10 protein-coding genes, 3 pseudogenes and 2 riboswitches are annotated in these 12,746 nt (G+C 46.8%); of the genes and pseudogenes, 7 read left to right on the forward strand and 6 right to left on the reverse strand.

Annotated features, from left to right (window positions below):
* Nucleotides 1-145 precede the first annotated feature (145 nt).
* From mtnA to D368_RS13345, 3 genes are all read right to left on the reverse strand, one after another.
* The gene (gene mtnA, locus D368_RS13335; protein WP_003154704.1) at nt 146-1,207 is read right to left on the reverse strand and encodes an S-methyl-5-thioribose-1-phosphate isomerase; all 1,062 of its coding nucleotides are present in this window, start codon (nt 1,205-1,207) and stop codon (nt 146-148) included.
* A 6-nt stretch (nt 1,208-1,213) separates the two neighbouring features.
* A complete protein-coding gene (mtnK, locus tag D368_RS13340; RefSeq protein ID WP_071391922.1) occupies nt 1,214-2,398 on the reverse strand; it encodes an S-methyl-5-thioribose kinase in 1,185 nt (394 codons plus the stop codon).
* Between the two features lie 110 nt (nt 2,399-2,508).
* Nucleotides 2,509-2,664, reverse strand: a riboswitch (SAM riboswitch).
* A 91-nt stretch (nt 2,665-2,755) separates the two neighbouring features.
* The gene (locus D368_RS13345) at nt 2,756-3,535 is read right to left on the reverse strand and encodes a carbon-nitrogen family hydrolase (RefSeq protein WP_017417646.1); all 780 of its coding nucleotides are present in this window, start codon (nt 3,533-3,535) and stop codon (nt 2,756-2,758) included.
* A 91-nt stretch (nt 3,536-3,626) separates the two neighbouring features.
* On the opposite strand from D368_RS13345, the gene D368_RS13350 reads away from it, so the two are divergent.
* From D368_RS13350 to spo0E, 6 genes and pseudogenes are all read left to right on the forward strand, one after another.
* Nucleotides 3,627-4,799 (forward strand): pyridoxal phosphate-dependent aminotransferase, encoded by a 1,173-nt coding sequence (locus D368_RS13350; protein ID WP_128574875.1) that lies wholly within the window; start codon nt 3,627-3,629, stop codon nt 4,797-4,799.
* Nucleotides 4,800-4,859: 60 nt separating this feature from the next.
* Nucleotides 4,860-4,959: riboswitch (SAM riboswitch) on the forward strand.
* Between the two features lie 81 nt (nt 4,960-5,040).
* Complete coding sequence (gene mtnW / locus D368_RS13355; RefSeq protein WP_015239734.1) at nt 5,041-6,255, forward strand: 2,3-diketo-5-methylthiopentyl-1-phosphate enolase; 1,215 nt, start codon at nt 5,041-5,043, stop codon at nt 6,253-6,255.
* On the forward strand, nt 6,252-6,956 hold the full coding sequence (gene mtnX / locus D368_RS13360) for a 2-hydroxy-3-keto-5-methylthiopentenyl-1-phosphate phosphatase (RefSeq protein WP_070081721.1): 705 nt from the start codon (nt 6,252-6,254) through the stop codon (nt 6,954-6,956). The genes mtnW and mtnX overlap by 4 nt, the downstream gene beginning before the upstream one ends.
* Nucleotides 6,914-7,543 (forward strand): methylthioribulose 1-phosphate dehydratase, encoded by a 630-nt coding sequence (locus D368_RS13365; protein ID WP_128574876.1) that lies wholly within the window; start codon nt 6,914-6,916, stop codon nt 7,541-7,543. The genes mtnX and D368_RS13365 overlap by 43 nt, the downstream gene beginning before the upstream one ends.
* Nucleotides 7,544-7,558: 15 nt before the next feature.
* The gene (locus D368_RS13370; RefSeq protein ID WP_128574877.1) at nt 7,559-8,149 is read left to right on the forward strand and encodes a cupin domain-containing protein; all 591 of its coding nucleotides are present in this window, start codon (nt 7,559-7,561) and stop codon (nt 8,147-8,149) included.
* A 226-nt stretch (nt 8,150-8,375) separates the two neighbouring features.
* Nucleotides 8,376-8,635: pseudogene (spo0E, locus tag D368_RS13375) on the forward strand (aspartyl-phosphate phosphatase Spo0E).
* A gap of 210 nt (nt 8,636-8,845) precedes the next feature.
* On the opposite strand, the pseudogene kinD reads toward spo0E, so the two are convergent.
* A pseudogene (gene kinD, locus D368_RS13380) lies at nt 8,846-10,362 on the reverse strand (sporulation kinase KinD).
* 196 nt (nt 10,363-10,558) lie between these two features.
* Between kinD and mhqR the strand changes: the two are divergent.
* Complete coding sequence (gene mhqR / locus D368_RS13385) at nt 10,559-11,005, forward strand: MarR family transcriptional regulator MhqR (RefSeq protein WP_003154686.1); 447 nt, start codon at nt 10,559-10,561, stop codon at nt 11,003-11,005.
* A 35-nt stretch (nt 11,006-11,040) separates the two neighbouring features.
* Here the strand turns inward: mhqR and motB are convergent.
* Together motB and motA are read right to left on the reverse strand one after the other, a co-directional pair.
* Nucleotides 11,041-11,822: pseudogene (gene motB / locus D368_RS13390) on the reverse strand (flagellar motor protein MotB).
* A complete protein-coding gene (gene motA, locus D368_RS13395) occupies nt 11,794-12,609 on the reverse strand; it encodes a flagellar motor stator protein MotA (RefSeq protein ID WP_003154684.1) in 816 nt (271 codons plus the stop codon). The pseudogene motB and the gene motA overlap by 29 nt, the downstream one beginning before the upstream one ends.
* Between the last annotated feature and the right edge of the window lie 137 nt (nt 12,610-12,746).

The raw sequence follows: 12,746 nt of genomic DNA on the forward strand, positions 1-12,746 counted from the left end.
ATGAGCCGTCCGCAAAAGATAGCCGGTTATGCAGAGCTGTTTTTTAAAATGCATCTCATTACAGCCGCCCAAAAAGATGAAGTGATTACATTGTGCAGACAAAAAAACCGCTGACATTGCCTGAGGCAACATCATCAGCGGTTTTTCAGCTCAGCTGGCAGTCAGCGAATAATTGTTCAATTTCTTCCGTGTAAGAACCGGTCACAATTCCTTTCTCGGTGATAATGCCTGAAATCAGGCTGCCCGGTGTGATGTCAAAGGCCGGATTGAAGACCGGCACATCTTCGGGAGCGGTGCGTATGCCTGAGATCTGTCTGACTTCATCCGGATCTCTTTCTTCAATCGGAATCTGATCGCCGTTTTCAATCTGCAAGTCAAAGGTCGAAAGCGGTGCGGCCACAAAAAACGGAATCTGAAAGGCGTTTGCCAAAATAGCGAGGCCGTACGTTCCGATTTTGTTGGCCGTATCTCCGTTTTTAGCAATTCTGTCAGCGCCGACAATGACTGCTGAAATATGTTTTTCCTTCATTGTATGGGCGGCCATGCTGTCCGTAATGAGTGTGACATCAATTCCGCCCTGCATCAGCTCCCACGCCGTCAGCCGTGATCCTTGGAGAACGGGTCTTGTTTCACATGCGTAGATATGAAGGCCGAGGTCTTTTTGTTTCGCTAAGTAAAAGGGAGCAAGCGCCGTACCGTACCGGCTTGTAGCAATCGAGCCCGCATTGCAGATGGTCATGATCTGGTCGCCTTTTTTAAAAAGGTGCAGCGCATTTTGGCCGATCATTCGGCAAGTTTCTTCATCCTCAATCTGAATTTGAATGGCTTCATGAACGAGCGTTGTCTTCGCTTCATTGATTGAGATTGCATCCCTGATGGAATCCGTCAGTCTGTCAAGCGCCCACGCGAGGTTGACGGCAGTGGGCCTCGAACTGTTTAAATACGCTTTGACATCCGCGAACTGACGTCGGAAATCTGAAAGGTCGCGGGCTTCAAATGACTTGGCGGAGAGCGCGAGTCCGAACGCCGCAGTTATACCGATGGCCGGGGCGCCCCTTACTTTCAGCGTGACAATCGCGTCGAATACATCTTCCTTTGTTTCAAGTTCCACATATTCAGTGACGTCGGGAAGCTTTTGCTGATTTAAAATGCGGATGTAGGTTTCTTTCCATTCCACAGAACGGGGGATGGCAAATTCATTGGTCATGCTGCATCATTCCTTTACACGGAGCTTAAATTGGTCCAGAACCTCGGTGATATGCTTCAGTTCTTTTCTGTTTTCGATATAATAGGCGCCGATGTCAAGCGCCAGCTTCTTCCGTTCGATTCGTTTGTCAAACGGAGTGATTTCATCTAAGTCAGCCACATGGGCGAGTCCGATCGTGCGCCGGATCAATTCGCATCCCGCAAAACCGACCGCTTCTTCAAACGCGTTTTTCAGTGTGTCTTCCAGCAGGTGTCTGCGGGAAGGCAGGCAGTCTTTCTCCCATGCTTCACTGAATGTTTTCACAAATGTATCCCATACGGCGGCAGTATGGTCATATAACGGCTGTCTGTCGTCACCGTCGCGGCTGAGGGCGTTTAACAGCAGATTGGCGATAAATTGGCCGATGTCAAACCCGATCGGTCCGAAGAAAGCAAACTCGGGATCAATCACCTTTGTTTCATGTTCATCGGCGAAGATGCTTCCCGTGTGCAGATCGCCGTGAACCAATGTTTCCGCGGAATTCAGAAAGATGGCTTTCAATTCGTCAGCGCCTTCTTTCAGCCGGGAATTGTTCCAAACTTTTTCTGCGTATGGGCGCAGCTCCTCTTCAAAATCGTTTGTCTCATGGTCGAGAAACGGTTCTGTAAACACAAGCCTTTCTGTAATATTGCAAAGCTCAGGATTTGTAAACTGCTTTGCGAGCTGCTGCTTTACTTTCGCATCGAGCGCATAATCGGATGAGTAAAAAAGCGTTTTCCCTAAAAATTCACCGATATGAACCGATAAGTTCGGATAATGCTGCCCTTCCAGCAGCCCTTTTCTTGAAATCTGCAAATGTGAGAGGTCTTCCATTACCGTGACGGCCATTTCAGTATCGGAATAGTAAACGGCCGGAACGAGGTGCGGCACGTGTTCGCCCTGGCGGATGAGGGCGCTGCTTTCGATTCTCGCCCGATCAATTGTAAGCGGCCAGCTTTCACCGACGACTTTCGCGTAAGGAATCGCCTGTTTGATAATCAGTCCTTTTTGGTTTTCTTTATCGTAAACATGAAAGACGTAATTTAAATTGCCGTCGCCGATTTCACGGCATGTCAGAGTGCTTTTGCTTTGGAATAAGCCGAGCTTGACGGCTAACGCGGCGGCGGAGCTTTCTGTTAATTGTTCATAAAGACTTGTTTTAGTTGCTGACATGGATTTACCCTCCAATTATGTAGTGGTAGTAAGAGATCGTGACGGAGAATACGCCCGAAAAAAAAGCCTCCTTCTCTGAAAGAGAAGGAGGCTGAAACAGTGCAGTCCGCCTCTTATCTCTCAGATAACATCTGATGGAATTAGCACCGTGCCTTATGAGACAATCGTCTCGGCGCAAAATGTACGCGCCCCATTTCACAATGGAATTACGGTCGGTTGCTGTTGGGGTCAAAAGGCCAATTCCCTCGCCCAACTCTCGATAAGAGAAAATATATTGATTTGTATCACAATTCGGATTAATCAGTTGATGAAAATATTAGCAGGTGCCGGATATTCTTGTCAACGTTTTTTTGAAAATTAATATAAATCACGCCGCAAGTCTTGGAAAACCGGAATGGTTCCGCGGACGGCCGCGCTTTCTGACACATCAATTTCCGTCCGGACTGCGCCTTCCGTCCGGTCTCCTTCGGCTAAAATCCGGCCCCACGGGTCAATAATCAGGCTGTGGCCGGCAAATTCATTATCGGGATTGGACCCCGTGCAGTTAGAGGCTGCGACAAAACATTGGTTTTCAATTGCTCTGGCGATAAGCAGGCTTCGCCAATGATCAAGGCGGGGCAGAGGCCATTCCGCAGAGATAAACAGGACATTCGCGCCCTGGGACGTATGCTTTCTGATCCATTCGGGGAAACGGATATCATAGCAGATCAGCCCGGCGCACTTGACACCGTCAAGCTCAAAGGAACCGTCGCTGTTTCCTGCTGACAAGTAAAGGTGTTCATCCATCAGCTGAAACAGATGGGCTTTTTGATACCGCTTCACGATCTGTCCGCTGTTATCGGCGATGTACATGGTGTTATAGACATTTTCGCCTTCTTTGACCGCAAAAGATCCGGCAACGAGGTGTACGTTGTATGTTTTTGCCGTTTCTTTAAGCCACTGTTCCGAAACTTTGCCGTTTTCATCCGCCAGCTGGTCTAGCCGTGTGAGATCATAGCCGGTCGTCCACAACTCAGGAAGCACGATTACATCCGCATGGCGGCTTTCTTGCTCAATCAAAGATTCTGCTTTTTTAAAATTTTCTGAAGGATTTCCGTATGAAATATCAAATTGCAAACAGGAAACGGTCCATTTCATTTTTTAACACCTCAAGTTTCTCTTTACTTTTTTATTTAACCATATATGATGATGGACTATCATTTCAAGACATTTTTAGAAGGTGAAAAATATGAACTTTGAAATCTCAGATGTACTCAAACAGCTGCCGGAACAATTTTTCGCATCATTGGTGCAAAAAGTGAATCAAAAGCTGAAAGAAGGCAGAGACGTCATCAATTTAGGGCAGGGAAACCCTGATCAGCCGACGCCTCAGCATATCGTTGAAGAAATGAAGCGCGCCGTCGAAAGGCCGGAAAATCATAAATACTCATCATTCCGGGGCGCTTACAGCTTCAAAAAAGCAGCCGCTGCATTTTATGAAAGGGAGTACGGGGTCACGCTTGATCCGGAAACGGAAGTCGCCGTGCTGTTCGGAGGCAAGGCGGGACTTGTTGAGCTTCCGCAATGTCTTTTAAACCCGGGAGATACCATTCTGGTGCCTGATCCCGGATATCCTGATTACTGGTCGGGCGTCGCCCTTGCGAATGCGAAAATGGAAATGATGCCGCTGACGGAAGAAAGAGGGTTTCTCCCTGATTACAGCGTAATTCCTGAAAAGGTGCGGAGCGAGGCGAAGCTGCTGTATCTCAATTATCCGAATAATCCGACCGGTGCTGTAGCGACAGAGGCGTTTTTTGAGGAGACAGTCGGTTTTGCGGAACAAAACGGCATTTGTGTCGTTCATGATTTCGCGTACGGAGCCGTCGGTTTTGACGGGCATAAACCGCTGAGCTTTTTGCAGACGGAAGGCGCAAAAGAGACGGGAATCGAAATCTATACCTTGTCCAAAACGTATAATATGGCGGGCTGGCGGGTCGGATTTGCCGTCGGAAACGCTTCTGTTATCGAAGCGATCAATCTTTATCAGGATCATATGTTTGTCAGCCTGTTTCCCGCGGCGCAGCAGGCGGCCGCAGCCGCTCTTTTAGCGGATCAGGCATGCGTCGCAGCGCAAAATGACAGATATGAATCGAGACGCAATGCATGGATTGAAGCCTGCCGCGGTATCGGCTGGGATGTGACGGCTCCGGCGGGCTCCTTTTTTGCATGGCTCCCTGTGCCCGACGGTTATACGTCACAGTCGTTTTCAGATCTGCTGCTCGAGAAAGCGGATGTCGCCGTCGCTGCCGGAAACGGGTTCGGAAAATGGGGGGAAGGCTATATAAGAGTCGGTCTTCTGACAAGTGAAGAAAGACTTAAAGAAGCTGCGGAACGGATCGGGAAACTGAATCTTTTCACCTGAAAAAGCATTGACATATCAGGATAACAATGCGATAATTCAAAATAATTTATAAAATCATTATTCTTATCAAGAGCAGGCAGAGGGACGAGCCCGATGAAGCCCGGCAACCGACTGATAAAGCACGGTGCTAATTCTTGCAGCAGGAGCTGAGAGATAAGATTCGGACATAACACGAAGCCTCTTTCTGCTCATACGGAAGAGGTTTTTTTATGTTTTGTGAAAGAAAGAGAGGCGTTCACGCATGAGCGAAGTATTGGCAACATATCTTCTGACAGACACAACGGACAGTGAAAAGCGGGCGGAACAGATTGCGGCGGGACTGACGGTAGGCTCCTGGACTGACCTGCCCCTGGTGAAGCAGGAACAGCTCAGAAAACATAAAGGCCGGGTCGTAAAAGTTGAGGAGAAAGAAGGAACCTCAGAAAACGAAACACAATCCGTCATCACTATCGCCTATCCCGAGGCGAACTTTTCAAGAGATATTCCGGCCGTCCTGACGACGGTATTTGGAAAGCTGTCACTGGACGGAAAAATAAAATTGACTGATCTTGAATTTTCCGAAGGGTTTAAACGCTCCCTTCCCGGGCCGAAATTCGGTATATACGGCATCCGCAAACTGCTGGGCGAATTTGAAAGACCGCTTCTGATGAGCATATTTAAAGGCGTGATCGGACGGGATCTCGCCGACATTAAAGAACAGCTCAGACAGCAGGCGCTCGGCGGCGTGGATCTGATTAAAGATGACGAAATTTTCTTTGAAAATGAACTGGCTCCGTTTGAAACCCGCATTATCGAAGGAAAACAAGTTCTGAAGGAAACCCGGGAGGAGACGGGGCATAAAACGCTGTATGCCGTAAACCTTACGGGAAGGACCGCTGAACTGCGGGATAAAGCGAGGCGCGCGGCAGAACTCGGGGCGGACGCGCTTTTATTGAATGTGTTCGCTTACGGTTTAGATGTGATGCAGAGCCTTGCCGAAGACAGGGAAATCCCGCTTCCGATCATGGCGCATCCGGCAGTCAGCGGCGCGTTCACATCATCTCCCGTTTACGGCTTGTCGCATGCGCTTTTGCTCGGCAAGCTGAACCGCTATTGCGGCGCTGATTTCAGCTTATTTCCGTCACCTTACGGATCCGTTGCTCTTCCGAAGGAGTCCGCGCTTGCAATCCATGATGAATGTGTAAAAGACGATGTCTTTCATCCGTCGTTTGCCGTCCCGTCAGCAGGCATTCACCCCGGTATGGTGCCTTTATTGATGCGCGATTTCGGCATCGATCACATCATCAATGCCGGCGGAGGCATTCACGGCCATCCGAAAGGAGCCGAGGGCGGCGGAAAAGCGTTCCGCGCCATCATTGATGCGGTGCTTGAAGCGCAGCCGATTGAAGAAAAAGCCGCGTCGTGCAAAGATCTTCAGCTCGCATTAGACAAATGGGGAAGGGTGGAAGCCGTATGACCCGCACACCGCTGATTATTTGTGATTTCGACGGAACGGTCACCATGAACGACAACATTGTCAGCATGATGAAAGAATTCGCGCCTCCTGAGTGGCTTGAATTAAAAGACGGTGTTCTGTCTAAAAGCATATCAATCCAAGAAGGAGTCGGCCGGATGTTCGGACTGCTGCCGAGCAGCTTAAAAGAAGAACTGACCGGCTTTATTCTGAAGGATGCGAAAATACGGGACGGCTTTTTGGATTTTGTCTCGTTTGTCCGGTCAAACGGCCTCCCGTTTTATATCGTAAGCGGAGGAATGGACTTTTTTGTGCATCCGCTTTTGGAAGGGATCGTAGAAAAGGAGCGGATTTTCTGCAATCATGCATCCTTTGACAATGAATATATTCATATAGACTGGCCGCACGCCTGTGACGGAGGCTGCACCAATCAATGCGGTTGCTGCAAACCGTCAGTCATCCGGAAGCTGTCCGATCAGCAGAAATTTCTCATTATGATCGGTGATTCGGTCACGGATGTCGAGGCTGCAAAGTTATCCGATATGTGTTTTGCGAGAGATTATCTTTTGACTGAATGCAAAGAACTCGGCCTCCGGCATCTGCCTTTTCAAGATTTTCATGAGGTGAAAACAGGCATTGAAAACATCGGGGAGGTGCAGGCATGGCTGCAAAAGAAGAACGCTGGCGCGAACTTGCCGAGGTAAAGCGCGAGCTGGCCGAAAGAGACTGGTTCCCGGCAACGAGCGGGAATCTTTCCATCAAAGTATCCGACGCGCCGCTGACTTTCCTCGTTACGGCGAGCGGAAAAGACAAACGAAAAGAAACAGACGAAGATTTTCTCTTAATCGATGAGAACGGGGAGCCCGCTGAGACCGGCCATTCTTTAAAACCTTCAGCGGAAACGCTTCTCCATACTTACTTATACCAAAAGACAGACGCAGGCTGCTGTCTGCATGTCCATACCGTTAATAATAATGTCATCTCAGAGCTTTACGGGGATGAAAAACAAATCACTTTTCAGGGGCAGGAGATGATTAAGGCGCTCGGATTATGGGAGGAAAACGCGTCCGTGACCGTTCCGATCATTGACAACCCGGCGCACATCCCGGCATTGGCCGAAAGCTTCGCGCACCATGCGGACGCCGGCTCAGGCGCGGTGTTAATCCGCAATCACGGCATTACGGCATGGGGGCGGACCGCATTTGAAGCGAAAAGGGTGCTGGAAGCCTATGAATTTTTATTCAGCTGCCACCTCAAGCTTCTGTCACTTCGGCCGCAGCTAGTAAAATAAAAGGAGGAATAGAAAATGGCGACCATCAGAATTCATGACGAAAAGAATACGCTCATTGAAAAACAGGAAGAAGTAGCGCGCTTCTTAGACGAACAAGAGGTGATCTATGAGCAGTGGAACATTGAAAAACTTCCGTCTGAGCTTTCGGAGAAATACAATCTGACAGAAGGTGAAAAAGAAAGGATTCTCGCAGTGTTTGACAAGGAGATTCAGGATATTTCAGCCCGGCGCGGATATCAGTCTCAGGATGTCATTTCTTTATCAGATACCACGCCGAATCTTGATGAATTATTAAAAAATTTCCAAAGAGAACATCACCACACGGATGATGAAGTCCGCTTTATCGTCAGCGGACACGGCATCTTCGTCATTCAAGGCAAAGACGGCACATTTTTCGACGTCCGTTTAAATCCGGGAGATTTGATTTCAGTTCCGGAGAACATCCGCCACTACTTTACGCTTCAGGAAGACCGCCGGGTCGTCGCAATCCGAATTTTCGTGACGACAGAGGGCTGGGTGCCGATTTACGAAAATGAAAGTGTGCAAAAACTGATAGACGCCCGAACCTCTCATGCCCCCGCCGGCATGAGAGGTTTTTTATTGTAATATAAAGTCAGCTGTGGCTGTTTTTTAAATCTTGAATATGCCGCATTCTGTTTATATCATTACCTGAATGGGTATTATTCTCGTATTCATGCTAAAGATTCCAATATGAAATGAAAAAATAAGTTATTTAGTAAAAAATGTTTACAAATAAAGTATAATCTGTAATAATGCTCAATAACCCAATCAAACTTGTTTCCTATTCTTTTAGCGGTGAGGGGTGAAGTGAATGGGCAGTTATTCTGAACAAGAAAAATTGCTTCTATCTATTGATAAAAAAGAAAAATGATGATAGATGCGGCTAACAGGCAAGGGTTTACAGGATATGACACGATCAGGCACAGCCAGGAACTGGACTGTCTGATGAACGCGTATCAGCAGCTGGTAAACCGTGATCGCACACATCACCAAGGAATACAGGGCCTTGTGAAGAAAATAGGCTTGTTCTCCCGCGGTGACGTCATGCCTGCATATGAAGCAAACAAATGATTGATGATAAAACAGATAACGAAGACTGAATGCGCTTCCTGATCAAGCGCCGCATCCGAAAGATGACCGCGTACAGTCAGCAGATTTTTCCGCTGGCACGGCTCACGAAGCGCCTCGTACTATCTGCCGGCTATGATGCCGTTCCTCTGGTATATCCTCTTACACATATTCTTCTTTAAATAAAAAACACCCCGATCCAGGGTGTTTTTTTCATCGTGAAGCGGCAGGGAGGGTAATGGTGACCTCTGTCCCCTTATCGACTTCGCTTTGAATGTCAATCGAACCGCCGTACATCAGCATGATTCGTTTACATACGACAAGGCCGAGGCCGGTGCCTTTTTCCTTTGACGTGACAAACGGAAGAAAAATGTGTTCAAGCATATCTTCAGAAATGCCCATTCCGTTGTCGGCCACCTTAATGACTGCTTTATGGTCGCGGGCTTCTAAATAGATGGACAGCCGGCCGCCTTCCTGCATGGATTCCAGTGCGTTTTTTGCGACATTTAAAATCACCTGTTTAATATGGTCTTTCGTACAGTTGACCTTGAGCGGCCGATTGACGAGAATCTCCACATTCACTTCCACATTATACAGATTCCCTTCAGAATAAATAATCGGCATAATTTCATCAAGAATATCCTGCAGCGAGTTCACTTCCAACCGTTCAGCAGTAGGTTTACCGAGCACTAAAAACTCACTGACAATCTGATTGATCCGTTTAATCTCCTGCTCAATAATTGAGAAATACAGCTGATCTTCCTCCGATTTGTATTTTTCTGCAAAAGCTGAATGAAGCCGCTGATCCCTGTAAGCGGGTTGCGGATTTCATGGGCGGTGCTGGCGGCAAGCGTTCCGATCAGCTCCAATTTCTGCGCTTCATTTTGAGCGCGCTCCAGCTGGGTCTTGCGCTTAAGCAGATAATATTGAACGAGGATGAACAGAATATTCAGCAGCACGGCAATACTGGACATCGGCAGCAGCACGCTTTTGGTCAGCTCGTTCAGCTCAACCGGTTTCGGATAAACATTGATATTCCAATTAATATCATCCAGATAGCCGCTGACCGGTTGAACCCCTTCTGATTGATCAGCCCGTCCGCTGGCAAATATCACTTTATTCTGATTGGTTGCCTTGACATAAACGTCAGGGCTCAGCATATTGATCATATTTCTCAAATAATCGACTTGAATGGCGGCTACTAAATAATCCGTGACTTCCCGTTTTGCGTCTAACACCGGCACGCAGATCGTGAAGATGCGCTGGCCTGTAATTCTGCTGGAGTAGTCATTTGTGATAACCGTTTTTTTCGTCTTTTTCGCCTTCGTAAAATACGGTCTGTCGGCCAAATTCACCTTTGATTTCAGATCAGTCGTGCTTGCGATGACATCACCTTTGGAATTCAGCATATACAGTCCGCTGAATCTGGGTTCATCCTCAAAAGCCTGATCGAGAATATCATTTATCTTTTCTTCATTGACAGGCTTATCGACAGCGATCGCAAGTGTTGTCATCCGGGCTTTTGTTTCACCGATTAAATAATTGAGCTTATTGCGGTGAAGGTTGAGCATCATACTGGCTTCCTGTATGTGTTTATCGGCTATTTTCTGCTTTTCTTTTTCATAAATGAAAAAGCTGATAATAAGTGCCGGGATGATCACCAATATGAGATAAAGCTTGATCTTTCCCCGGGCACCTTTAAATGTATTCACTCTGCATCGCTCCAACATTACACTTGAATAGAGGTATTATATCATTTTTATACTTCTTTAATAAGAAAAATAACCAAAATGATAGAAAACAAATTATTTTATTAAGGTCAGGCAAAAAGAAGAGAAATTTTGGAAACATTTTTGTTGACATTTTTCATTTTGTTTATTAATGTTTCTCTGTAACGGTTTCTTTTGTAAAAGGATGATTGAATGTATGACGGATAAAACAGAAAACTCATTGAAATTATTTATTGTACTGTCACGTGCGTACCGATCTATTAACGACCATATGAATAAACATATTCATAAGCACGGTCTGAACCCGACGGAATTTGCGGTGCTTGAGCTGCTGTACCACAAAGGCAACCAGCCGCTTCAGCAGATCGGCGACAAAATTTTATTAGCGAGCGGAAGTATTACATACGTTGTTGACAAATTAGAGAAAAAAGAACTTCTCATCAGAAAAGCCTCGCCGACTGACAGAAGAGTGACTTTCGCACAAATTTCCGAAAAGGGAATCCGTCTTTTGGACGATATTTTCCCTGATCATGCTGAAGAAATTAAAGAAATGATCAGTGTGCTGAGTGATGAAGAGATAGAAATGTGTACGGAAATGCTGAAAAGAGTGGGGTTAAACGCTAAACATTTTCATCAGAAATAAAAAAGGAAGCCGTTTGAAAGGCTTCCTTTTTTATATTACTGATTTTGGTCAGTCGCGGCGTTTCTAGGCTGTATCAATACCTCGACGCGCCTGTTTTTGCTGCGCCCTTCAGCGGTTTTGTTCGACACGGCCGGTTTATACTCTCCGAAACCTTTGGCGCTGAATACTTTTGCGTCAAGTTTCGGGTTTTCCGTGAGAATAGCCATGAAGTTGACGGCCCGCATGACGCTTAAATGCCAGTTAGATTGATATTGTGAGTTTTTAATCGGCACATTGTCCGTATGTCCGCTGATGATAATGTTCCTCGGCGGATTCAGCACAAGGAGATTCGAGATTTCCTTGGCAAGCGGAATATCTTCCTGACGGATATCCGCCCGTCCGGAATCAAAAAAGATACTGTCTTTAATGGTAATTAAGAGCCCTTCTTTAGTCATCTTTGTTTCCAGCTGAGTTTCAAGCTTTTTGTTTTTATAAATTGATTGACTTGCTTTTGCACGCCTTCAAGTTCTTCGCGGTCGGCTGCTTCTCTTTCTTTCTTTTCTGTTCTTTATCTTTTCCTTGTCTTTTTTAACTGATCAATGCCGTCTTTTTCGTTTTCAGGAGGGGTGACGCTTGAATATTCAAGAACACCCGTGCCTCCGGTAAACACGGCGTTAAATGATTTAGACAGCATTTGGAATTTCGCCGCATCGACCGAGCTCATGGCGAACAATACAATGAACAGAGCCAAAAGAAGGGTGAGCAAATCCGCGTACGGGATCAGCCAAGACTCATCCACATGCTCGTCATCATGCTTCTTCTTCTTTTTTCTCGCCATTGTTTGCCTCTCCTTCTTGTTCAGCGACTTTTGCGCGTTCATTCGCAGGAAGATACATGAGAAGTTTTTGTTCGATCACTTTCGGGGCCTGTCCTTCAAGCACTGACAGAACGCCTTCGATCATGATTTCACGCAGTTTGACTTCCTGCTTTGATTTGCGTTTCAGTTTGTTGGCGAAGGGATGCCAAAGTACATACCCTGTGAAAATCCCGAGAAGGGTGGCGACAAACGCCGCACTGATGGCATGTCCGAGCGCCTCGGTATTGTTCATGTTGGAAAGAGCGGCGATAAGGCCGATGACCGCACCCAAAACGCCGAGTGTCGGCGCATATGTGCCGGCTTGTGTAAAGATGGCTGCGCCGGCCTGGTGTCTGTCTTCCATCGCTTCAACTTCCTCAGTCATAATATCTCTGATAAATTCTGCGCTTTGTCCGTCAACCGCCATGCTCAGGCCGTTTTTCAAAAATGCGTCATCCACGTCTTCAATGCTTGCTTCCAATGCGAGCAGACCTTCACGTCTGGCGATTTGCGCCCATTGAGAGAACATAGGAATTAATTGCGCAATTGTCAGCTGTTTGTTTTCTTTAAACAGCACTTTAAAAAGGGCAGGCACTTTTTTGATTTCTTTTCCGGGGAATGCGATGATCACCGCAGAAATCGTACCGAACAAAATAATCAGAATAGCTGCCGGGTTAGCGAGTGCGCTTAAGCTGACCCCTTTCAGCACCATGCCCACGCTTAAAGCAATCACGGCGAGGATGATACCGATAATCGATGTTTTATCCATAGTTTTCACCAAATCCTTTATACTAGCTTTCTATGGTTAATATCGGTGGCAGTGCATGGAACTTTAGGGTGATTGAGAAATTGTTCCCGAATTCTTCACAGTTTCTCCCTTCCGGCATGGAGAAATAACAAAAAAAG

It is taken from the genome of Paenibacillus lentimorbus NRRL B-30488 (genome assembly GCF_000411595.1).
Lineage (GTDB): Bacteria > Bacillota > Bacilli > Bacillales > Bacillaceae > Bacillus > Bacillus velezensis.